22 protein-coding genes are annotated in these 22,312 nt (G+C 65.9%); 12 read left to right on the forward strand and 10 right to left on the reverse strand.

What is annotated here, in order from left to right; translation table 11 throughout:
* The first annotated feature begins 271 nt into the window (after positions 1-271).
* The 3 genes from HL671_RS24725 to HL671_RS24735 all read left to right on the forward strand — a co-directional run bounded on the left by HL671_RS24725 (position 272) and on the right by HL671_RS24735 (position 2,449).
* Positions 272-1,156 (forward strand): 4-hydroxyphenyl-beta-ketoacyl-CoA hydrolase, encoded by an 885-nt coding sequence (locus HL671_RS24725; protein WP_009028889.1) that lies wholly within the window; start codon positions 272-274, stop codon positions 1,154-1,156.
* A gap of 89 nt (positions 1,157-1,245) precedes the next feature.
* On the forward strand, positions 1,246-1,992 hold the full coding sequence (locus HL671_RS24730) for a haloacid dehalogenase type II (RefSeq protein WP_041751323.1): 747 nt from the start codon (positions 1,246-1,248) through the stop codon (positions 1,990-1,992).
* Complete coding sequence (locus HL671_RS24735; RefSeq protein WP_012041898.1) at positions 1,982-2,449, forward strand: YbaK/EbsC family protein; 468 nt, start codon at positions 1,982-1,984, stop codon at positions 2,447-2,449. The genes HL671_RS24730 and HL671_RS24735 overlap by 11 nt, the downstream gene beginning before the upstream one ends.
* A 23-nt stretch (positions 2,450-2,472) precedes the next feature.
* On the opposite strand, the gene HL671_RS24740 is transcribed toward HL671_RS24735, so the two are convergent.
* Positions 2,473-3,381: a LysR family transcriptional regulator gene (locus tag HL671_RS24740; RefSeq protein ID WP_012041897.1), complete on the reverse strand. Its 909-nt coding sequence runs from the start codon at positions 3,379-3,381 to the stop codon at positions 2,473-2,475.
* 127 nt (positions 3,382-3,508) lie between these two features.
* On the opposite strand from HL671_RS24740, the gene HL671_RS24745 reads away from it, so the two are divergent.
* The 3 genes from HL671_RS24745 (at position 3,509) to HL671_RS24755 (ending at position 5,089) form a co-directional block, all read left to right on the forward strand.
* A complete protein-coding gene (locus tag HL671_RS24745) occupies positions 3,509-4,207 on the forward strand; it encodes a pirin family protein (RefSeq protein ID WP_172239481.1) in 699 nt (232 codons plus the stop codon).
* Positions 4,208-4,243: 36 nt separating this feature from the next.
* Positions 4,244-4,843 carry an NAD(P)H:quinone oxidoreductase gene (wrbA, locus tag HL671_RS24750; protein WP_172239484.1) on the forward strand — a complete coding sequence of 200 codons (600 nt, stop codon included), beginning with the start codon at positions 4,244-4,246 and terminating at the stop codon, positions 4,841-4,843.
* Positions 4,844-4,921: 78 nt separating this feature from the next.
* Positions 4,922-5,089, forward strand: a complete 168-nt coding sequence (locus HL671_RS24755) for a hypothetical protein (protein ID WP_012041894.1) — start codon at positions 4,922-4,924, stop codon at positions 5,087-5,089.
* Here the strand turns inward: HL671_RS24755 and HL671_RS24760 are convergent.
* The 5 genes from HL671_RS24760 to HL671_RS24780 form a co-directional block, all read right to left on the reverse strand.
* Positions 5,076-5,675, reverse strand: a complete 600-nt coding sequence (locus HL671_RS24760; protein WP_041750451.1) for a 3-keto-disaccharide hydrolase — start codon at positions 5,673-5,675, stop codon at positions 5,076-5,078. The genes HL671_RS24755 and HL671_RS24760 overlap by 14 nt on opposite strands.
* Before the next feature lie 97 nt (positions 5,676-5,772).
* On the reverse strand, positions 5,773-6,633 hold the full coding sequence (locus HL671_RS24765) for a D-amino-acid transaminase (RefSeq protein ID WP_012041892.1): 861 nt from the start codon (positions 6,631-6,633) through the stop codon (positions 5,773-5,775).
* 123 nt (positions 6,634-6,756) lie between these two features.
* Positions 6,757-8,139: a M20 family metallopeptidase gene (locus HL671_RS24770; protein WP_172239487.1), complete on the reverse strand. Its 1,383-nt coding sequence runs from the start codon at positions 8,137-8,139 to the stop codon at positions 6,757-6,759.
* An 832-nt stretch (positions 8,140-8,971) separates the two neighbouring features.
* Complete coding sequence (locus HL671_RS24775) at positions 8,972-10,636, reverse strand: thiamine pyrophosphate-binding protein (RefSeq protein ID WP_012041890.1); 1,665 nt, start codon at positions 10,634-10,636, stop codon at positions 8,972-8,974.
* 147 nt (positions 10,637-10,783) lie between these two features.
* Complete coding sequence (locus tag HL671_RS24780) at positions 10,784-11,908, reverse strand: alkene reductase (protein ID WP_041751322.1); 1,125 nt, start codon at positions 11,906-11,908, stop codon at positions 10,784-10,786.
* A gap of 99 nt (positions 11,909-12,007) precedes the next feature.
* On the opposite strand from HL671_RS24780, the gene HL671_RS24785 reads away from it, so the two are divergent.
* The gene (locus HL671_RS24785; RefSeq protein ID WP_172239490.1) at positions 12,008-12,394 is read left to right on the forward strand and encodes a winged helix-turn-helix domain-containing protein; all 387 of its coding nucleotides are present in this window, start codon (positions 12,008-12,010) and stop codon (positions 12,392-12,394) included.
* A gap of 148 nt (positions 12,395-12,542) precedes the next feature.
* Positions 12,543-13,394: an SDR family NAD(P)-dependent oxidoreductase gene (locus tag HL671_RS24790; protein ID WP_012041887.1), complete on the forward strand. Its 852-nt coding sequence runs from the start codon at positions 12,543-12,545 to the stop codon at positions 13,392-13,394.
* Between the two features lie 13 nt (positions 13,395-13,407).
* Here HL671_RS24790 and HL671_RS24795 read toward each other — a convergent pair whose 3' ends face one another.
* From HL671_RS24795 to HL671_RS24810, 4 genes are all read right to left on the reverse strand, one after another.
* Positions 13,408-14,604 (reverse strand): hypothetical protein, encoded by a 1,197-nt coding sequence (locus HL671_RS24795; protein WP_172239514.1) that lies wholly within the window; start codon positions 14,602-14,604, stop codon positions 13,408-13,410.
* A complete protein-coding gene (locus tag HL671_RS24800; RefSeq protein ID WP_172239493.1) occupies positions 14,604-15,608 on the reverse strand; it encodes a hypothetical protein in 1,005 nt (334 codons plus the stop codon). The genes HL671_RS24795 and HL671_RS24800 overlap by 1 nt, the downstream gene beginning before the upstream one ends.
* 309 nt (positions 15,609-15,917) lie before the next feature.
* Positions 15,918-16,193, reverse strand: coding sequence for a YiaA/YiaB family inner membrane protein (locus HL671_RS24805; protein ID WP_012041884.1), 276 nt, complete (start codon positions 16,191-16,193; stop codon positions 15,918-15,920).
* 52 nt (positions 16,194-16,245) lie between these two features.
* Positions 16,246-16,944: a PspA/IM30 family protein gene (locus tag HL671_RS24810; RefSeq protein WP_012041883.1), complete on the reverse strand. Its 699-nt coding sequence runs from the start codon at positions 16,942-16,944 to the stop codon at positions 16,246-16,248.
* 101 nt (positions 16,945-17,045) lie between these two features.
* On the opposite strand from HL671_RS24810, the gene HL671_RS24815 reads away from it, so the two are divergent.
* The 4 genes from HL671_RS24815 to HL671_RS24830 all read left to right on the forward strand — a co-directional run bounded on the left by HL671_RS24815 (position 17,046) and on the right by HL671_RS24830 (position 22,150).
* Positions 17,046-17,672: a TetR/AcrR family transcriptional regulator gene (locus tag HL671_RS24815; RefSeq protein ID WP_012041882.1), complete on the forward strand. Its 627-nt coding sequence runs from the start codon at positions 17,046-17,048 to the stop codon at positions 17,670-17,672.
* A gap of 486 nt (positions 17,673-18,158) precedes the next feature.
* A complete protein-coding gene (locus HL671_RS24820; protein ID WP_172239517.1) occupies positions 18,159-19,652 on the forward strand; it encodes an ABC transporter substrate-binding protein in 1,494 nt (497 codons plus the stop codon).
* A 265-nt stretch (positions 19,653-19,917) separates the two neighbouring features.
* Entirely contained in the window at positions 19,918-20,937 is a 1,020-nt protein-coding gene (gene trpS, locus HL671_RS24825; protein ID WP_172239496.1) for a tryptophan--tRNA ligase, read from the forward strand.
* A gap of 31 nt (positions 20,938-20,968) precedes the next feature.
* On the forward strand, positions 20,969-22,150 hold the full coding sequence (locus HL671_RS24830; protein ID WP_210264070.1) for an AraC family transcriptional regulator: 1,182 nt from the start codon (positions 20,969-20,971) through the stop codon (positions 22,148-22,150).
* Positions 22,151-22,312 lie beyond the last annotated feature (162 nt).

Here is a 22,312-nt window from a genome sequence, read left to right on the forward strand (position 1 = left end):
GGGACATCCTGATGCGTTTGAAAGGCCGTGTTTGACAGGCCGAAAGTGGCAAATAGGAATGGATTTCCGCAAGCGACCAAGTCGCCCGGACTGGCCGGTTTCTAACCACCGGCCGGCCGGATGTCAATGATGGCAAGCCCGGCTTCAACAGCGACGGCCTACCATAGCCCAGACCGAGGCAGACAGTCCGGATGCCGATTTGGCGATTGCCAAATTTGTTATATCGTATAATCAATTTTCCAAAGCCAAGAACCAACCGCCGGGAACGCCCATGCCCAAGCTCGCTCTGCCCAAGATCGACGACGTCGTCGCCATCGACATCCACACCCATGCCGAGGAGCCCTGCGGCATGCATGCGGATGACGGCTACGACGATTTCCAGGCCCAGATGGCCGACTACTTCAAGTCGCCGCACAAGCATCCGCCGACCGTACCGGAGACGGCGGCCTATTACCGCTCCAAGAACATCGCCGCGGTGATCTTTCCGGTCGATGCCGAGCGCGAGACCGGCTTCCGCCGCTACAACAATTACGAGATGCTCGAAGTCGCCTCCGACCATCTCGATGTGCTGATCCCCTTCGTCAGCATCGATCCGCACAAGGGCAAGCTCGGCGTGCGCGAGGCGCGCAAGCTGATCGAGGAGTATGGCGTCCGCGGTTTCAAGTTCCACCCGACGATGCAGGGCTTCTACGCCAACGATCGCCTCGCTTATCCGCTCTACGAGGCCATCAATGATGGCGGCGCGATCGCGCTGTTCCACACCGGCCAGACCGGCGTCGGCTCGGGCATGCCGGGCGGCATGGGCATGCGTCTGAAATATTCCAACCCGATGTACATGGACGACGTCGCGGCCGACTTCCCCGACCTCAAGATCATTCTCGCGCACCCCTCCTTTCCCTGGCAGGAGGAGGCGCTGTCGGTCGCGACCCACAAGCCGAACGTCTATATCGACCTCTCGGGCTGGTCGCCGAAATATTTCCCGCCGATCCTGGTGCGTTACATCAACTCGATTCTGCAGGACAAGATGCTGTTCGGCTCGGACTGGCCGGTGATCACACCGGATCGCTGGCTGGCCGACTTCGCCAAGCTCGACATCCGCGAGGAGATCCGGCCGAAGGTCCTGAAGGCCAACGCGCGCAAACTGCTTGGCATCTGACAGCGCTCCTCAGCGAGGATCGTGCTATCATCCGCAGGCGCGGTGGCCATCAGCCATCGCGCCTGTTTCTTTATGACCAGGTGAGCGCCGTGCCATTCAAAGCTGTGGTCTTTGACGCCTATGGCACGCTGTACGACATCCAGTCGGTGGCGGCCGTCACCGAACAGGCCTTCCCCGGCCATGGCGACATCATCACCCAGATCTGGCGCATCAAGCAGCTCGAATACACGTGGCTGCGCTCGCTGATGCAGCGCTACGAGGATTTTGCCGTCGTCACCCGCGACTCGCTGATCTACACGCTGCGCATTCTCGGGCTTCCCGCTGATGCAGCCACGCTGGACCGCATCATCGCCAAGTACCTCGATCTGGATCCCTATCCCGACGCACGGGCCGCGCTTGCAGCGATGAAGCCTCACCGGCTTGCGACCCTCTCCAACGGCAGCCCCGCGATGCTCGGCGCGCTGGTCAAGGCCAGCGGTTTCGACACGCTGCTCGACGCCGTCATCAGCGTCGATGCGCGCCAGATCTTCAAGCCGAGCCCAGAGGCCTATGCGCTGATTGAGCAGACGCTCGGCCTGGCGCCGTCCGATGTGCTGTTCGTGTCGTCCAATCCGTGGGACGTGTGCGGCGCCAAGGCCTTTGGATTGAGCGTCGCCTGGATCGAGCGTGTCACGCCGCAGGCCATGGCTGCAGCCTGCATCAAGACCGAGTTGGTGGCGCCGCTGACCCTGTTCAAGGCGCTGCGCACCCAGATGGACGAGTTGGGTTTTGCGCCCGATTATCGTATTGCTGCGCTGTCCGACCTGCCTGAGATCGCAAGCCAGCATGAGCCTTGAATCCGTCCGCGCCTTCTTCGCCGAAAAAGCCCCCGACATCGACGTCCTCGTTTCCAGCCAGAGCTCCGCCACCGTGGCGCTCGCTGCGGAAGCCTATGGCGTGGAGCCTGCCCGCATCGCCAAGACACTCTCGCTTCGCGTCGGCGACCGCGTCATCCTGATCGTCGCCGCCGGTCACGCGCGGATGGACAACAAGAAGGTCAAGGCGCTGTTCGGCGGCAAGCCGAAGATGCTCGGCCTCGACGAGGTCGCCGACATCACCGGACACGAGGTCGGCGGCGTCTGCCCGTTCGGCTTGAAGTCCCCGCTGCCGGTGTATTGCGACGTCTCGCTGAAGGCCTTCGACATCGTCGTACCGGCCGCGGGCTCGACGCACAGCGCGGTGAAGATTACGCCGGACCGCATGGCGGAGCTGACGGGAGCCGAATGGGTCGACGTCTGCGAGGTGCAGTCCTGATCGGCTGACGTCGGCCGGCGCGATCATCGCTTCTTCCCCCTTGCGAGCTCCTTGACCAGAAACTCCGTCAGCACCTCAACCCGCGCCGGCCTCGGGCCACCGGGCGGCATCACCAGATGCATCGCGCCTTCGGGCTGACTCCAACCTTTGAGAATCACCTCGACCTCGCCCGAGGCGATCGCATCAGCGATGATGAAATCAGGCAGGTCGGCGATCCCAAGACCCGCGATCACCGCTGGCAGCACCGCCTCGCCATTGTTGACGCGCAGCTGTCCCGCTGGCCGCACACTGGCCTGCTCGCCGGCCGCGTTGCTGTAGTGCCAGACGCCGGCGGTGGAGAGATAGGCGTAGCCGAAGCATTTGTGCTCGGCGAGATGCATCGGATGCGTCGGCCGTCCGTGCCGCTTCAGATAAGACGGCGCCGCCACCGTATAGCGCGGCATCGGACAGAGCCGGCGCGCGACCAGTGACGAGTCCGGCAGCCGCGCGATGCGCAGCGCGAGATCGAATCCCTCTCCGATCAGATCGACGGTCGCGTCGCTCATATGCAGGTCGATCGACACCTCCGGATATTGCTCAAGAAAGGCCGGCAGCAGCGGTGCGATCTTCTTCACACCGAAGGTCATCGGCACCGCGAAACGCACCAGCCCGCGCGGCGTCAGCGACTGCGCCAGCGCCTCAGTCTCCGCCGCCTCGCCATCGGCGAGCAGCTGCGCGGCCCGCTCCGACAGGCGCTGCCCGGCATCGGTCAGCGCCAGCCGGCGCGAGGTGCGGTTGAACAACCGGGTGCCCAGCCGCTCCTCCAGCCGGCTCACGGCCTTCGACACCGACGCCTTGGACAGGCTCAGCTCCTGGGCGGCGCCGGCGAAGGAGCGCAGTTCGACGACCTTGGCGAAGATCGCCATCGCCTCGAAATCGGGAAGTCGCGCCATCGGCATGGTCTCATTTTTAGAAACAATAGGTTTCAATAGTTTCTATTTATATACCCCGCCTGCCAGCCTATTCCAAGGCCCAACAGCACGGCGGCGCGCGGCCGGCGTGCGACAACGGAGCAAACCCATGATCGAACTGAAGCCCTTTGCGGCGCTGGGCGGCGCCGACCACGGCTGGCTGAAGGCCAAGCACCATTTCTCGTTCGCGAACTATTACGACCCCAGCAATATGGGCCACGGCGCGCTGCGGGTGTGGAACGACGACGAGATCGCGCCGAACACCGGCTTCCCGGCGCATCCCCATCGCAACATGGAGATCATCACCTATGTCCGCGAAGGCGCGATCACCCATCAGGACAGCCTCGGCAACAAGGGCCGCACCGAAGCCGGCGACGTCCAGGTGATGAGTGCGGGCAGCGGCATCCGCCACTCCGAATACAATCTCGAGCCGACCACGACGCGCATTTTCCAGATCTGGATCGAGCCCGCCACCGATGGCGGCCAGCCGACCTGGGGCGCCAAGCCGTTTCCGAAGTCCGACCGCTCCGGCAAGCTCGTGACGCTCGCCTCGGGCTTCGCGGACGACACCGACGCCCTGCCGATCCGCGCCCAGGCGCGCGTGCTCGGCACCACGCTGAAGGCCGGCGAAACCGCCGAATACGCGGCCGACAAGGCGCGGCACCTTTATCTCGTGCCGGCCGCCGGCAGCGTCGAGGTCAATGGCGTGCGCGTCAACGCCCGTGACGGCGCCGCTATCCGCGACGAGGCCACGCTGAAGATCACCGCGCTCGAGGATTCCGAGCTGGTGCTGGTCGACGCCGCCTAACCATTTCTGCTCACCCTCATCCCCACGGAGACTGCCATGACCAAAGTTCTCGTTCTCTACTACTCCGCCTACGGCCACATCGAAGCGATGGCCAATGCGGTCGCCCAAGGCGCCCGCGAGGCCGGCGCCACCGTCGACGTCAAGCGCGTGCCGGAGCTGGTGCCCGACGATGTCGCCAAGGCATCGCACTACAAGCTCGACCAGGCCGCCCCGATCGCCAAGATCGAGGAGCTCGCCAACTACGACGCGATCATCGTCGGCACCGGCACGCGCTTCGGCCGCATGGCCTCGCAGATGGCGAACTTCCTCGACCAGGCCGGCGGCCTCTGGGCCAGGGGCGCGCTGAACGGCAAGGTCGGCGGCGCGTTCACCTCGACCGCGACCCAGCATGGCGGCCAGGAGACCACGCTGTTCACGATCATCACCAATCTCTTGCATTTCGGCATGACCATCGTCGGCCTCAATTACGGCTTCGCCGGCCAGATGAAGCTCGATGAGGTCACCGGCGGCTCGCCCTATGGCGCGACCACCATCACCGGCGGTGACGGCAGCCGCCTGCCGAGCGAGAACGAGCTGGCGGGGGCGCGCTATCAGGGCCGCGTGATCGCCGAAACCGCCAAAAAGCTGCATGGCTGATGCGACTGGGGCAGCACTTCCGCAAACGAAGTGCCGCCCCATCTCGCAAATATCGGAAAGTAGGAAAGGGAGTCCGCAATGCCCGCCATGCTCGAACTGATGACGCTGGCCCGTCTGGCCCGCCATCCGCTGCAGATGATGGCGCGCCGCTGGTACTGCAAGAGCCTCTACCGGGCGAGCCGCGGCCAGCGCCGCTGCCCGGAATGCTCGGCCGGGACAGCGGCCACGGCCGCTACAGCGGCTTGATCTGCACCTTCTTGAACTTCACGACGCCCGAGCCGTATTGCAGGGCGATCGGCCCCGCCGCATGCTTGCTGTCGTCGACATCGGCGGTCTTCTCGCCGTTGAGGATCACGGTCAGCCGGGTGCCCTTGGCAGTGATCTCGTAGGTATTCCACTTGCCGCCCGCTTTCGGCATCGGATCGACCTTCGCCACGTCGACGATCGCGCCGGTGCCGTATTTCGGATCGGGCCGCTTGTCGAAGATGTTGACCTCGTAGCAGATGTTGGAGTCGATCTTGTCCGACTGGTCGCAGCGGATGAAGATGCCGCTGTTGGCGGCGTCGTCGACCCAGAACTCGGCCTTGATCTGGAAATCCTTGTAGCTGGTCTTGGTGACCAGATAGGACGGATCCTTGCCGTCGAGCTTGTCGGCCGAGAGCGCGCCGTCCTTGGCTGCCCAATTGGCCTTGCCGACCTCGGTGAACTCGACCTTCTTGTCGCCGTCGACCAGCGTCACCCAGCCGTCATCGGCCGACGCCGTCCCGATCCCATTCAACGCGGCGCCCGTCATGACCAGTCCGGCCGCAAGCACGCCCCAGCGATAACGCATCGAAACTCCTCCCTGACATTTTCTGTTGCTTGGCCACGATAGCAAAGCGCCGGACAATGCAAACGAGTTTCGATGCTGCACCTGCTCTGTCGCCGAACTACACCGCCGTCGCCCGGGCAAAATCGACATAGATCTCGCGCAGCCGCGTCGCGACGGGCCCGACCTTGCCGTCGCCGACCGGCTTGCCGTCGATCGAGACCACCGGCTGCACGAACGAGCTCGCGCTGGTGATGAAGGCCTCCTTGGCCGCGAGCGCTTCCGCGACCGTGAACAGCCGCTCCTCGACCTTGAGCTGGCGCTCCTCGGCGAGCTTCACCACCGCCTTGCGGGTACAGCCCGGCAGGATGGCGTTCGAGTTCGGCCGCGTCACGATCACGTCATCCCGGGTCAGGATGAAGGCCGTGGACGAGCCGCCCTCGGTGACGTGACCGTCCTCGACCATCCAAGCCTCGCTCGCGCCGGCGGCGGCAGCCGCCTGCTTGGCCAAGACCTGCGCCAGCAGCGCCACGCTCTTGATGTCGCGCCGCTCCCAGCGGATGTCAGGCACGGTGATGACGGCGATGCCCGCTTTCGCCGAGGGCGCATCGACGATGGTCTTGGCCGTCACGAACATCACCAAGGTCGGCCTGACGTCGCCCTTCGGAAACGGGAAGTCGCGGCCCTTGTCGGCGCCGCGCGTGACCTGCAGATAGACCATGCCCTGGTCGAGCTGGTTGCGCGCAACCAGCTCCTTTTGCAGTTCCTCGATGCGCGCGAGGCTCTCGGGCAATGCCAGCCCGATCTCGCCGACCGAGCGCTCCAGACGGGCGAGATGCGATGCGCTGTCGACGAGCTTGCCGTCGAGCACCGCCGCCACCTCATAGATGCCGTCGGCAAACAGGAAGCCGCGATCGAGGATCGAGACCTTGGCCTCGGACAGGGGCACGAAGGCGCCGTTGACGTAAGCGATGGGCTCCAAGGAAGCATTCTCCTATTGGGTACGACGTCTGCAGAACGAGGTGCTGCAGGATCGTCTCTGGTTCACCTCGCGGTTGGCGAAGAACATCTCACCTGCAGCGAGCGCTCGTGCGCCCATCCCAGCTCACAACGGCTTCCGCAACTCGCCGAGATCCCAGAACAGTCCGGCCATCAGCCCGAGCGCCTCTTCCGTCACATCCAGCAGGATATGCTCGTCCGGCGCATGCTGCGAGCAGCCGGGATAAGAGTGCGGCACCCACATCGTCGGCATCTTCAGCACGTCGGCAAACACGTCGTTGGGCAACGATCCGCCGAAGTTCGGCAGCACCGCGGGCGCCTTGCCGGTGCTCATGCGAATCGAATCGGCGGCCCATGTGATCCAGGGGCTGTCGATGTCGGCGCGCGAGGCCATGAAGCCCTGCGCCTTGCTGACCTCGATCATCGGGAAGCCGTGCGCGGCGAGATGGGTCTTCACATCGTCGACGATGCTGTCGACCTTGGTGCCGACCACGAAGCGCAGTTGCAGCACGGCGCTCGCGCGGCCGGGAATCGCATTCGCCGGCTTGTCGATATTGCCCGAGGAGATCGCCAGCACCTCGAGCGTGTTCCAGGCGTACAGCCGCTCCGCGGGGGAGAGGCCCTCCTCGCCCCAATTGTCCGACAGCGCCGGCTCGTCGGCGGTCGGCTCGACCTTCACGTCGGCGAGGATGGCGCGGATCGCATTGGTGAGGCGCGGCGGCTTCAGCGAGTCGAGCTTGATGCGGCCATGGCCGTCAACCAGCGTCGCGATCGCATTGGCGAGGATGGTGGCGGGATTGGCGAGCACCCCGCCCCAATTGCCGGAGTGATTGCCGCCCTCGCGCAGATTGACGTCGAGATGCAGCCGGATGCCGCCGCGGCAACCGAGAAAGATGGTGGGGCGCGACGTCGACAGCCGCGGGCCGTCCGAGCCGATGAAGACGTCGGCCTTCAAGGCGTCGCGATGCAGGTCGGCCACCTTGGCGAGATCGGGCGAACCGATCTCCTCGCCCATCTCGATGATGAACTTCGCATTGAAGCCGAGCTTGCCGCCGCGGGCCTCGCGCACCGCGCGCAGCGCCGCCATGTTGATACTGTGCTGGCCCTTGTTGTCGGCGGTGCCGCGGCCATAGAGGCGGTTGCCCGCGGGCGTCACCGCCCATGGATCGCGCCCGTCGCGCCATTCGTCGGCCATGCCATCGACGGTGTCGCCATGGCCATAGCTCAGCACGGTGGGCGCGCTGTCGCTCTCGTGATAGGTCGCAATCAGGAACGGCGCGCGGCCGCTCGGTGAGGGCACGAGTTCGGAGGTGAAACCGAGTGCGGTGAAGGACGGCGTCAGCTCGTCGGTCAGATAGGCCGCGAGTTCGGCCTTGCGATCGGGATTGAGGCTTTCGGTCCGATACGCGACCCGGCGGCCAAGCTCGGCCAGAAAGTCACCGCTCGTCAGGACCTGACGGGCTCGGGCAATTGCATCAATCCTGGTCATGGCGTTTTTCCAGTCACAACAACGCCGGGGTCATATCGGGATCATGTCGCGAGCGGAAGAGGCTCGCTTTGAATTCAGTGTTATCAGCCATGTCTCGGATTCCGGAACCTCGCAGAGATCGATCATGCGCGGGTGTCGACCTATATGCGATGACTCTCGCGGCGCGCTGGGCGTCCGAGGCCTGCCGGTGCGATGCCCTCGCAACGACGGAGGGCGCGGGGAATGCCGGGTGAAGGCCTCACCCATGGCCCGCAAGCTATAGACAAAAAAGCAGGCGGCAGTCACCACAGGTTCAGCCGGACTCCGGCATTCCCCGCGCGACGGTGTTCACGTGTATAGCGCGCTCTTGGGGACCGGCTTGATAGCCACCGTCGCCAGCGGGATCATCACCCGCCGACTTGGCGCCAGCATCGGGGCGCCAGGATCACACGCCTTTACGTCCGCCACCTGCCGTTCGTCGGCGCGGGTCTCCCCACGCTGCGGCACGTCAGCGGCCATCGCTCCCCGCGCCGCGTGTCGTCACGATCGCGATGCGCCCCTCCGTATCGAGGCGGGATTTCGGAAACAGAGCGCGTCTTCGGATATTCGAAAATTGTTCCTGGGCCGTTCCTCGTGAGGACCTCATTCCGGGACATCCAAGGGCGGGACCGCGAAGCCGTTCTGCACTTGGATGAGCCCGGAATCCATAACCACGGACCGTCACGAGGAAACACGGCAGGTCATGCCCAGTTCGCATCACGACATCCGCCTGTGAGTATGGATTCCGGGCTCACGCGGGTCGTAGACCCGCGTGCCCCGGAATGACGACGGCGGGGAGGAAACGGCGTTCCCTTCAATTCACCGCATTGCTCACCATTACCTCGATCAGCTTGGCGCCGGGCCGCCGGAATGCGTCCGTGAGCACAGGCTGCAGCTCACTGGGATCGCTGATGCGCAGTGCCTCGCAGCCGAGCGAGCGAGCCAGCCCGGCAAAATCCACCGCCGGGTCAGCGAAATCCATGCCGATGTAGTTGTCATCGCCGTGGAACGACAACAGCCGCTGCTTGATGATGCGGTAGCCGCCATTATTGACGATGACCACCGAGAGCGGCAGCTTGTGATGCGCCGCGGTCCACAGCGCCTGGATCGAATACATCGCACTGCCGTCGCCGGAATAGCACACCACCGGACGGTCGGGATTGGCGAGGCTGACGCCGACCGCGGCCGGCAGGCCCCAGCCGATGCCGCCCGAGGCGAGGCCGTGATAATTGTAGCGGTCGCGATAGGGAAACAGCGCCGTCATGTAGCGTGCCGAGGTCAGGCCCTCGTCGACCAGGATGCCGTGCTCCGGCATGGCCTGCGCGACCTGCAAGGCCAGATAGTCGGGATCGATCGGCATCCGCTCGCGCGCCGTCTCGATCTGCGCCGCGAGCGTGCGGCGGCGCGCGCTCCAGTTCTTCGATGCCAGCTCAGCGGTGCGCGCCTGCGCCGTGGCCTGCAGGGCCGCACCGCCGCGCTCGCGTAGCAGCGGCGTCAGTTGCAGCAGCGTCTCGCGGACATCGGCCTTGATCGCGATCTCCGCGCCAAAATTCTTGCCCAGTTCCCAATCGACGAGGCCGATCTGCACGATCGCCAGGCCGTCGGGCAGCGGTTCGATCTCGCTGTGCACGGACATCCGCAACGGATCAGCACCGAGCACGATCATGAGGTCATGCGGCGCCAGGAGATCCCGCACCTGCTTCTGGATGCGCGACAGCGAGCCGATATAGCAGGGATGCTCGGAGAGAAAATGCGCGCCATAGGGCGCAGATTGCTGATGCACCGGCGCGCCCAGCGCGGACGCAAAATCCGCCGCGGCTTGCAGCGCGTCGCTCTTGACGATCTCGTCGCCGGTGATGATCACCGGCCGCTGCGCCCGCAGGATGCGCTGTGCCAGCGCCTGCAAAGCATCAGCGGACGGCCGCACCCGCGCATCGACCCGCGTGCTGCGGCCGAGGTCGATACCGGCCTCGGCGTTGAGGATATCGCCGGGCAGCGAAATGAACACCGGCCCGGTCGGCGGCGTGGTCGCGACCTTGGCGGCGCGCCTGACGATGCGCGGCAGATCCTCGAGCCTCGTCACCTCGACCGCCCATTTCACCAGCGGCTCGGCCATGCGCACCAGCGGGCCATAGAGCAGCGGCTCCATCAGGCCATGGCCCTGCTCCTGCTGGCCGGCGGTGAGGATCATCGGCGTGCCGGTGAACTGCGCGTTGTAGAGCGATCCCATCGCATTGCCGAGGCCGGGCGCGACATGGACGTTGCAGGCGACCAGCCGTCCCGAGGCGCGGCTGAAGCCGTCGGCCATCGCCACCACCAGGCTCTCCTGCATCGCCATGACGTAGGTCAGATCCGGATGGTCCTTGAGCGCGTGCATGATCGGCAATTCGGTGGTGCCGGGATTGCCGAACAGATGCGTGATGCCCTCGTCCTTGAGCAGCGCCAGGAAGGCCGAGCGTCCGGTGGTGCGGTTCTTCATGATGAGGTTTCCTCCGGGCGCGGTCTTGATTGTTAACGTGAGCTCTCTCCCCGTCATGGCGAGCGAAGCGAAGCAATCCAGGGCGGCGCACGCGACTCTGGATTGCTTCGTCGCTACGCTCCTCGCAATGACGGCACAGCGAGCGAGCTATGCCGTTACCGTCGCGTCATACACTGGATAATCCGTGTAGCCCTTCTCCTCGCCGCCATAGAAGGTCGGGCGGTGATAGGGCGTCAGCGGCCAGCCGTGCTGCAGACGTGTCGGCAGATCCGGATTCGAGATGAAATAGCGACCGAAGGCGATCGCATCGGCATGGCCCGCCTTGATCGCCGCTTCCGCCGGCTCGCCGGTGAAGCCGCCGGCGCCGATCAGCACGCCCTTCCAGACCGGCCGGAACAGCTGAATCGCCGACGGCACGTTCTGCCAGTTGACGTCGGCGCGGCCGGCGCCGGAGGAGCGCGGCTCGATCAGGTGCAGATAGGCGATGCCGAGCTTGTTGAGGGCCTCGATCGCGTAAGTGTAGAGCGGCATCGGCTCGGCCTCGCCGGAGCCGTTGGCGATGCCATAGGGCGACAGCCGCACACCGACCTTGCCGGCACCGCAGGCATCGATCACGGCTTCCGTCACCTCGAGCAGGAAGCGGCAACGGTTTTCGATCGAGCCGCCATAGCGATCGGTACGCTGGTTGCTGCGGGTCTGCAGGAACTGCTCGATCAGATAGCCGTTCGCACCATGCACCTCGACGCCGTCGAAGCCCGCCGCCATCGCGTTGCGTGCCGCCTGGCCATAGGCGGCGACCAGGCCGGGGATCTCCTCGGTCGCGAGTGCGCGCGGCGTCTCGTAGGCGGCGGCCTTGCCGTCCGCGGTCATCGCCTTGAGATCGTCGCCGATTGCGATCGCCGAGGGCGCCACCGGCAGCGCGCCGCCGGGCTGGAACGAGGAATGCGAGACACGGCCGACATGCCAGAGCTGCAGGAAAATGAGTCCGCCCTTGGCGTGGACCGCGTCCACGATCTGTTTCCACCCCGCAACCTGCGCCGCGCTGTAGATGCCCGGCACATTCGGGCTGCCCGTGCCGGTCGGCAGCACTGGCGACGCCTCGGCGATGATCAGCCCGCCCGGCGTGGCGCGTTGCGCGTAATAGTCGACGTTGAGCTGCCGCGGCGCCAGCGTCGCTCTGTCGGCGCGCATGCGGGTCAGCGGCGCCATCACGACGCGATGCTTGAGGTGATAGGGACCGATCGTGAGCGGCGAAAACAGCGCAGGCAGCATTTCTCCCCCGGAGTCGTTGTGATTGTCGATTGCGGTCATCTTGTTCGCAAAACACGATGGTGGCAATGTCCGCCCGACTTCTGTGCGAGCAGACCCTCCATGCCGAAACCGAACGCCCTTCCCTCCCTCAGCCTGCGCATCGACCTCGATGACGGCAGCCGCATCGGGCCGGGCAAGATCGCGCTGTTGGAGCATATCGAGAAGCACGGCTCGATCTCGGCGGCCGGCCGCGCCATGGACATGTCCTACAAGCGCGCCTGGGACCTCGTCGACGAGATCAACCGGGTGTGCCGGCAGCCGGCGGTGGCGCGGCAGACCGGCGGCAAGAATGGCGGCGGCGCGGCGCTGACCGCGTTCGGCGCGCAGCTGGTCGAACGGTACCGCCGCATCGAGCGCGATGCGGCCTCCGCGGTCAGGAAGGATCTCGCGGCGCTGCGCAGCGACATCGCAAGACCGAGAAAGACCCGCGGCAAGGCCGCGCCGTAGCCCGTTCCACCCCGATCGCGCGCGGACGCAACCGGACCGATGCGCTCCGCGTTGCAGCCGCGAACACCTGTCATGCCCTGGGCCGCATGATCTTGCGGCCGCGTCCAAACGTCTTAGACCATCCCTGTGTCCTGCCGGAGAACCGCTTGTGCCCCATCCCGCCTTGTCTGCCGACCACACCGCCGTCGTCACCGGAGGCGCCTCCGGCATCGGCCTTGCCGCCGCGGGGCGCTTCGCCGCTCTCGGCATGAATGTCTGCATCGCCGATGTCGACGATGCCCGACTGCACGCGGCGGCCGCGAAGCTCGCCCCTCTGGCCAAACGCGGCGAGGCCATCATGACCGCCAAGGTGGATGTCAGCCGGCGCGACAGCGTGGTCGATCTCGAAGCCAAGGTACGGCAGCGGTTCGGCGCGGTCGACGTGCTGATGAACAATGCCGGCATCCAGCCGGGCAGCAAGATGTTCGGCCCGGAGGACAATTGGCAGCGCATCCTCGGCGTCAATCTCTGGGGCATCATCCACGGTTCGCAGGTGTTCGCACCTGATATGATCGCGCAAGGGACGCCCGCGCTGATCATCAACACCGGCTCCAAGCAGGGCATCACCACGCCGCCGGGCGATCCCGCCTACAATGTCTCCAAGGCCGGTGTGAAGGCGTTCACCGAGGCGCTGCAGCACGAATTGCGCAACACGCCGAACTGCAAGGTCACGGCGCATCTGTTCATCCCCGGCTTCGTGTTCACCCCGCTCACCGCCAATGGCCGGGTCGAGAAGCCCGCCGGCGCGTGGACGCCGGAGCAGACGGTCGACGTCATGCTGGACCGCGTCTCGGCCGGGGACTTCTACGTGCTTTGCCCGGACAATGACGTGCCGCGCGCGCTCGATGAGCGGCGCATCCTGTGGGCTGCCGGCGACATCGTCGAGAACCGGCCGCCACTGTCGCGGTGGCATGCCGATTACGCGGATGCATTCGCGGCCTTCGTCAAGCAATCGTCCTGAGACGGTGTGCCGATCAGGACGCCTCCGGCGCCTGCACCAGCAGGCGCCGCACCAGCGCCAGCGCGGTCTCCGTGGCCGGATCGGCTGAGATCACGGACACCGCCAGCACGATGAGGTCGACCGGATCATGCGACAGCACGATCACATGCGTCGCATGGCGCGCTGTCATCAGCGCCACCATGCGCTCGACGGCGGGATCGGTCGCAGCCAGCCCCCAGGGCGCGTCAGCCCGGCGCAGCACGCGCCGCGCGGCGAGAAAGTCGCGTAGCAGCAGCGGATCATAGGCCGCGAGGTCCGCCTCGCGATAGCGTCGCGCGCTCTCGAAGATCGGCTGGCGCGCGAGCTCGACGATCAGTGCGTCGCGCGTGGTGGCGGCCGATGCGCCGATGGAATCGAGCACGCCCGGCTGCCGGGCTTCCAACACCGCGCGCAACGCGTCGCCCATCAGGCCGATCGCAAGCACGCCCGCCACCGCCACCGCGCAATGGCGCATGAGCTGGGCCGCATCGACATCCGCCGACAAGGCGGCTGCGGCCGCGCCGAGCAAGGCCGCCCCGACGATCCGCAGCACGGTGAGCAGCACGCCTTGGCGCTGCGTCTCGTCATTCGCACCGGCGATCAGGATCGCGGTGACCGCGAGCAGCGCGCCGAGCGCGCCGAGCCGCACCGGCATGTCCGGCGCCAGCACGCGGAAATCGGTGATGATGAAGGGAATGACGAGGACCGCGCCGAAGGCGACGCGGTCGATGGCGCGGTTCTCCCAGGCGAGCAGGTCGGCGCGACCGCGTCCGATCAGCAACACCGCGCAGACGGCAAAGCCGGCGAGCTGAAATGCCGAGAGCATGGCGGTGTGGACATTTTCGAGCTCGACCGGGCCAAGCGCCCCGGCCAGTGCGAGCACCCCGCCGCCGACCAAAGCGGCCACCTTGAGCCGGCGATGCGCATGCCGGCGCAGCAGGCCTTCCGTGACGATGAGCGCGCCGAGCGGGATCAGCGCCGCCGGAATCAGCGAGATGCGGTCGAGCGTGCTGTTGTCCGTCCACCAGGCGATGCCGCGCAACAGGAACAGGGACGCCACCAGCGCCAGCAGCGCGACGAGACGGGCCGTCTGCGGTCCCCTGGGGTCGCGCCGGTGCAGCATCACGGCGGCCACCGCAAGCCCGATGGCGCCGCACAGATTGACGACGGAATCGGCGACGACGCTCGGCATCATGATGCGGTCCCGCCCGACGGGAGGCGCGGACGCAGCGTGCCGAACGGACGCTTGTCGTCGAGCCAATGCAGCAGCGGCAGGATCATCCGCTGCAGCGCCAGCACGGCCGACGCCGCCAGCAGGGCCGGCAGCGAGCCGGAGGGAATTTCGCGCAGGAGATAGCGGCGGGCGGCGGCGAGATCGATGCGCCCGAGCTGCAGCAGATCGTCGCCCCTGGCGTAGTCCAGCTCGCGCGCGCAATAGCCGTTGTAGAGATCGTCGCGGTGCTTGGGCGCATCGTCGAAGGTCTTCTTCAACGCATCCGAACCGCCAGTATAGGCATTGGTGATGACGAAGCGCGTCTCGTCGAAGCCGGCGTCTTCACCGACGCCGAACACCGCCCGGTGCGCCCGCATGATGCCGCGCGCGAGCTGAAGATGCGCGAAGCTCTGCCGCGCCTGCGGCAGCGGCGAGGGATAGACGTCGGAGAAGGTCTCGCAGACCATGCCGGCCACCGCCGGCACCTGCGTGACGTTCGAGATCCATTTCGGGCGCAGGCCGTCACGGATGAACAGCAGCAACGTGGTGAGGCCGTAGAGCACGCCGGACAGCCCTTTGCCCCGCGCCTGCGGATCGACCATGACCAGCCCGAGATGGATCACCTCCTGGGTGTCGCCGTCGCGCGCGACCTGCATCACCGCCAGCGCATTGAAGGCGATCGGCTGGCCGCTGGTCGCATCGGACACCAGCGTCACGATCGACCGGGCGAGCGCCTCGCGCCGACCGGAGAATAATCCATAGGTCAGATCGCCGGCAGGCAGCGTCTTGCCGGCCACAATGCGGAGGTCGGCAACGAGCGCGGCCAGCGCCGCGTCGTCCAAGGTCGTGCCCGGGCTCTCGACGATCCGCGTGCGCAGATCCGCATGCGTCCGCAGCGACAGGTCCATCGCCTCCTGTCCCAGCGCTGTCACCCAGAAGCCGATATTGCGTCTGATACGCCTGGCTGCTGCGACGATGCTCATTCCTTCATCCCACCAGCTCGACACGATGCGCTCGCCGGCATTGCGCCCTGCACGACTAGCCTGCCGCCGTTAATTCGTGATCATGACGCGGGACGGAGCGTCGGCAAGGTAAATGCCGCTTGAACGGGCGCGCGCCCCTAGAACGACATGGATGCCCGGGCCTTCCCGCCGCAGCGGCCTCGGCCGCGCCGGCGGGACTGAGCCCGGGCATCAGGACCAATCATTGAAGGCCGTCTCTCTGCAGCAGGCCATGTGTCGCGTGATGCGAGCGTCCTGCTGCAGGCCGCTAAGGAGAAGAGGGCCGGCGGCTCACGCCGCCTTCGACACCTCCATCAGCAGGCGCTCGGCGCGGGCGTCCTCAATGCGGTTGACGAGCTTGCTGCTCTCGTGGCGGTCGCGCAGCGTCTTGGTCAGAGTGACGCAGGTCTGCACCAGCATGACGATGCCCATCGTCAAATAGCCCTTCATCCAGAGATCGATCGGCATGAAGAACACGCCGAGTGCGACGAGGAAGGCGGACGCAGAGAACGAGACGTAAGAGAAAGTGACGAAGGCACCGCTATGGGGCTGGGCGTTCTGGTTCATGATCGGCTCCTATTGATGAGAGAGATGGTTGGATCGGTTGGTTGGGACGTAATCAGTTGGCCGGAGCGGTGCGGCCGGCCTTCAGCCGCGCCAGCACGTCATCGGCGGTGGTCTTGATGCGCGGGCCAAAGCCCTGTTCGGCAAGCTTTTCGGCCGTGGTGATCGGCCCCGTCGCGGCGTCCAGCTCCATCAGCGCCTCGTCAGCGGCCTGTGCCTCCATCTGCCGCTCGCGCAGCCGCTTCAAGGTCGCTTCGGCTTCCGGCAGCGTACATTCATAGGGCCGCGCCGCCTCGATGCCGCCGCGGCGCAGATTGCGCACGGCCTCTGCGGCACGCGCGATGCGCCGGCCCCGATCAAGCTCGGCGATGCGCGCCTCGGCGCCCGCCACATGCTTCTTCAGCCGGGTGATCTCGGTGGCGAACAGCGCCCGTGCCGTCTTGGCTGCATCGCGCTCGGCCTCCAGACCCGCGATCGCCTGCGCCGCCTCGCGGGCCAGATCCTCGCGACCGCCATCGAGCGCGGCGGTGGCGCGCACCTCGAGATCGGCAATCCGCGTCAAGGTCGCTTCGAGGCGCCTGCCCTCCTGCTGGTCCTGCGCAATCGCCAGCGCCAGCGCCCGCTTGCTGCGCTCGACGGCAGCGGCGGCGTCACGCATCTGCTGATCCAGGATCACCAGCGCGGTCCGATCCTGCAGCTCCTCTTCCGCCACGGCGACGGTGCCCCGAAACAGCGTCAGAACAGTCTTGAACATTGTGAACTCCCTGCTATGAGCATCGCTCATGAGATTGTTCTAGCGCAATCATGAGCACCGCTCAAGAACTATTTGAGCGGCGCTCAGAGAAATGGTGAACGATGTCTAAAACCTTGGAACGACGCGCCAAGCAGCGCGAAGCCCTGATCGAGGCGGCCGAGCGGGCGATCGCCGCGAAGGGCCTGTCCGGCCTGAAGACGCGTGATCTGGCCCAGGAGATCGGCGTCGCCAACGGCGCCGTCTACAACCTCGTCGCCGATGTCGACGAGCTGGTGCTGATGGTCGGCTCGCGCACCCTGGCCCGTCTCGACGCCGAGCTGTCGGCGGCCGAGAGCGCCGGCTCGCCTGGCCCGGAGGCCGCTTTGGTGCGCATCGCAGTCGCCTATTGTGATTTCGCAGCCCACAATCTCGAATTATGGCGCGCGCTGTTCGAGCATCGCATGGCGGCCGAGAAGACCCTTCCCGATTGGGCGATCGCGGATCAGATGCATCTGTTCCGCCACATTCACCAGCCGCTCGCGGCGCTGTTTCCGCAGCAATCATTCGACGAGATCAGCGTGATGGCGCGCAGCCTGTTCTCGGCCGTCCATGGCATGGTCGCACTCGGGCTGGAGCAGAAGCTGATTGCCGTGCCGCTCGCTTTGCTCCGCGAGCAGATCGCGACCATGGTGAAGGCGATGGTCTCCGGCCTGGTGGCCAATTCTGCCGAGCAGCGATCATCCCCTTAAGATGACGGTCTGACACAATCCGACGTCACGTCCGTCTGCCCCGACATATTGATGTCCCAACAGGGCACAGGCTTCATCCGAGTTCGGCCAAACTCGACGAAGACGACAAACTACTGCCGCATTGGCTCGTGAGGATTATGATTATGGCTCGCACGAGCGATCGTGCGGGATCCTGACGACGATCAACAACTAGCAGCGATCGGCGATGTGAGGGCGGAAGGATATGCGCAACTCAGCGCAGGGCCGCCGCTTCATGGGCCTGCAGCATCGGTGATGCGCAACCCGCGATCCAACAACAAACTCCAGTGACGGCAGGACGCACGACCCAAGGGGGAATTCGTGAGACATTTGCACGCGCAGAACAATGACCAGGAAGATCCGCCGTTTCCGCCAAACTTCGACGATGCACGACCCCCTTTGCGCGATCAAAACTGGCGCAGCGAGCACGAGCGACCGCGGCCGTCGGAGTTCATTTCGCGCCTGGGCATGCAGGAGGTTCCCTCGCCGCCACGCGAGCGGCGATCCATCGGCTGGATCAGCCTGCTGGCCATTCTCGCCTTTGCGGCAGCCGCCGGTTATGCCGCGACCAAGTTGCCGGCCCATTGGGTCGGAGTGATCACCGCCGACAGTCGCGCGGCTTCCTCGGTCACCGCTGCGGTCCCGCCGGCGCCGGCCCCATTGCCGCCAGCCGCCGCACCATCGCCGGATGTTCCGGCAACGGGGACGACCGCAAGCGTCGCTCCTGCGCCGGCCGCAGATGCGAGCACGCGGCTGCGCGAGGAGGACCATCGGCCCAAATTCGATTCACGGGTGGCCAACGCCGTCCCGGCTCCGCGGGAGGCGGCGACTCAGTCATCGGTGCAGGGCGTGACCGACACCGAGATTCGCTTCGGCATGGCGGCGCCATTCTCCGGTCCGGCCAGGGAGATGGGCCATCAGCTCAAGCTGGGGGTCGACCTCGCCTTCGCCCAGGCCAATGAGGAGGGCGGCGTGCATGGCCGACAGCTCAAGCTCGTCACCGCCGACGACGCCTACGAGCCGAACCGGACGTTGAATGCGATGAAGGAGCTTTTCGAGCAGCACAAAGTGTTCGGCTTCGTGGAGAATTACGGCAGCCCGACCGCGCTGATCTCCGTCCCTTACGCGCTTGAACGTCATACGCTTTATTTCGGCGCCTTCAGCGGCGCGCCGTCGCTGCGGCGCGACCCGCCCGACCGCTACGTCTTCAACTACCGGGCAGGCTATGCCGAGGAAGCCGACGCCATCGTGCACTATCTGGTCAGGAACCGGCGCCTGCGTCCGCAGGACATCGGCGTTCTCACCCAGCAGGACGCCTATGGCGAGGCCGGCTGGGAGGGCGTTACCAAGGCGATGCGCACACTGCGCGGCGGCGTCCCCGGCGAAGTGTTTCGGATGAGCTACAATCGCAACACCGTCAATGTCGACGAAGCCATTGCGCAATTGCGCCGGCAGCGCCCGGCCATCAAGGCCGTCGTGCTGGTCGCCACGTTCCGCGCGGCGGCGAAGTTCATCGAGAAGACCCGCGACCTCTATCCCGACATGATCTATGCCACGATCTCGGGCGTTGGCAGCACGGGCCTCGCCAGCGAGCTGATGGTGCTCGGGCCGCATTACGCGGACGGTGTCATCTGCACGCAGGTCACGCCGGCGGTGGACGGCTACGCCACGGTCACGATGAAATACAAGAACGCCCTCGCCAAGTACTTCCCGGGAGAGCCGGCGGACTATTCCTCGCTCGAGGCCTATCTCACCGCGAGCATCCTGATCGAAGGGCTGCGGCGCGCCGGCCCCGCCCTCGATACCGAATCGCTGGTGAACGTGCTGGAGAGCATGCAGAACTACGAACTCGGGCTCGGTCCGAAAGTGAGCTTCGGCCCATCCGACCATCAGGCTCTGCACAAGGTCTGGGGCACCCAGCTCGACAAGTCCGGCCAGTATCACGCCATCGATCTGGAGTGAGCGGCAGCCGGTATCGTCAAATGGGAGCGAGCGCAGCGCGTGCTGTGAACCTGTTGCGTTCAGCGTCAGGTTCGGTCATATGGCGCGCATGATCAAGGCCGACAGCATGCGTGCGAACACTTGGTGGCGCTCCATCTAGGAGCGGCACGGCCTCGTCATTTGGCAACCGTCGCCGCCGTTCATCGGCCTGCGACGTTGGTCTGCCTCATCAACAGCTCTCGAAGGCCCGTTCGAACGGCGGTTCTCATCTCCCTGGAGAACCACGATGCATCCCTCATCCTCGGAACGCCCAGTCATCCTGACCGGCGACAGAACCACCGGCCCGCTGCACCTCGGCCATTACGTCGGCTCGCTGCGGAACCGGGTCGCGCTTCAATCCACACATCAGCAATTCCTGCTGCTGGCGGATGCCCAGGCGCTCACGGACAACGCACATGATCCAGCCAAGGTGAGCCGGAACATTGTGGAGATCGCGACCGACTATCTCGCCGTCGGCATCGATTCCGATCTCACCACGATCTGTCTGCAGTCGCATCTGCCGGCCCTGGCCGATTTGACGCTGCTCTATATGAACTTCGTCTCGGTCGCGCGGCTCGAACGCAACCCGACGATCAAGGACGAAATCCAGTCGCGCGGCTTCGGCCGTGACATTCCAGCCGGCTTTCTGTGCTATCCCGTCGCCCAGGCGGCCGACATCACCGCCTTCAAGGCGACCATCGTCCCGGTCGGAGACGATCAGGTGCCGCTGATCGAGCAGACCAACGAGATCGTCCGCCGGATTAACCGACAGACGGGCAAGGGTGTGCTGAAGGAGGCCCGCGCGCTGATCTCGACCGTCGGACGCCTGCCGGGCGTCGACGGCAAGGCCAAGATGAGCAAGTCGCAGGGCAACACCATTCCGCTCTCCGCCACGGCCGACCAGATCCGCGATGCTGTCCGGCGCATGTTCACCGATCCGCAGCATGTCCGGGCCGCCGACCCTGGCCGCATTGAAGGCAATGTGGTGTTCACCTATCTCGACGCATTCGATGCGGATCGTGACGCGGTCGCCGATCTCAAGGCCCGCTACGTCCGCGGCGGGCTTGGCGACAGCGCGGTCAAGAAGCGCCTTGAGGACGTGCTGCAGGACGTCATCGCCCCGATCCGCGCACGCCGGACGGCGCTCGCGCGTGAGCCCGACCATGTCCTTGCCGCCGTCCGGCGCGGCACAGAGCGGGCGCAATCTGTCACGGCGGCAACCTTGCGCGAATTGCGTGCTGCACTGGGCCTGCTCTCGCTGCACTAGCCGTGCTGGCATTGTCGACAGCACGCTGAGGATGCAATATGGCGAGGCTCAATGGCGGGGCTCGCATCACGTGCACGACATCGGTCTCACGGCGCTGGATCTCGGGCTGCGTGGTGCGGCCAGCGGCCTGTTCACGATGATGGTGCTCGTGCTGATCAGGCTCCGCCCGGCCAATCCCCATGCCGTGCTCGGCCTGGTGATGTCGGCCGGCGGCGCCGGCTTTGCGATCGCGACCGCGCCGTTCATTCCGACCTCCACATTCTGGTGGACGCTGCCGCTGCTGTCGGCGCAGCCGGTCGTGTTCTGGCTATGGGCACGCGCCGCCTTCGACGACGATTTCGCGCTCCGGCCCTGGCATGGCGCGGTCTGGCTCGCCGTGGTCGTGCTGGGCTTCACGGCCTCGCTGAGCTGGCCGATATGGCCGGCTGTGACCAAGGCCTGCGCCAAGGGGCTGTCGGTCCTCGCGCTCGCGTTCGCGCTGCTCGCCATCCTCCAGACGGTGACGACCTGGCGCGACGATCTGGTCGCGCGACGACGGCTGCTGCGCATGGCAGTCGTGATCCTGAATCTCGGCTTCATTACCTTCGTCGCCGGCCCCGCCCTGCTGCCGCTGCCCGGCGCCGTGCTCGGCGCGGCGGCCAATAGCGGCGGCCTCGGCAGCTTCATCGTCGCATTCACGCTGTGCATCCTGGCAATGCTGGCGAGTTGGAACCTGTTCGGCGCCAACGCGGTTGCGGCATTGCCGACGCCAGCAGTGGTGGCAGCCAGCGTGGTCGATCCGCCGCAGGACACAGAGCCTGGATTGAGCGAGCGGCCGGCGGTCGCGCCGCTGCTGCTGCGCCGGCTCGATCATCTCATGCGGGTGGAGCGCATCTATCGGCAGGAGGGACTGTCGATCGGCGGGCTGGCCGCCCAGCTCAACGTGCCTGAATATCGGTTGCGGCAGGCGATCAATGAGGGGCTCGGCCATCGCAACTTCAGCGCGTTTCTGAATCGCTACCGGCTCGACGACGCCAAGGCGGCATTGTCGGATCCAGGCCAGCGCGACGTGCCGATCCTGACGATCGCGATCGACGCCGGCTTCCAGTCGATCGGTCCATTCAACCGCGCCTTCAAGGCCGCCACGGCGATGACGCCGAGCGAATTTCGCCGGCAGGCCCTCGTGGCGATGGCCACGGAGACCGAGAATCGCAGAATTCGGCAAGCCGATTGAAGAAATCGGCTGACCGAATTCGTGATCCGGCACGCCGGACGCAGCCCGCGCAGGCACAGAGCAAGGCATCGCCTCTCCTGCGTCGAGGACCCAATGACCACCGCGAACGCCCCCTCCGAACGCCTGTTAGGTTCTGTATCGCAACTGTCCTCTTAGAGTCGT

It is taken from the genome of Bradyrhizobium denitrificans (assembly GCF_013179005.1).
Classification (GTDB): domain Bacteria; phylum Pseudomonadota; class Alphaproteobacteria; order Rhizobiales; family Xanthobacteraceae; genus Bradyrhizobium; species Bradyrhizobium denitrificans.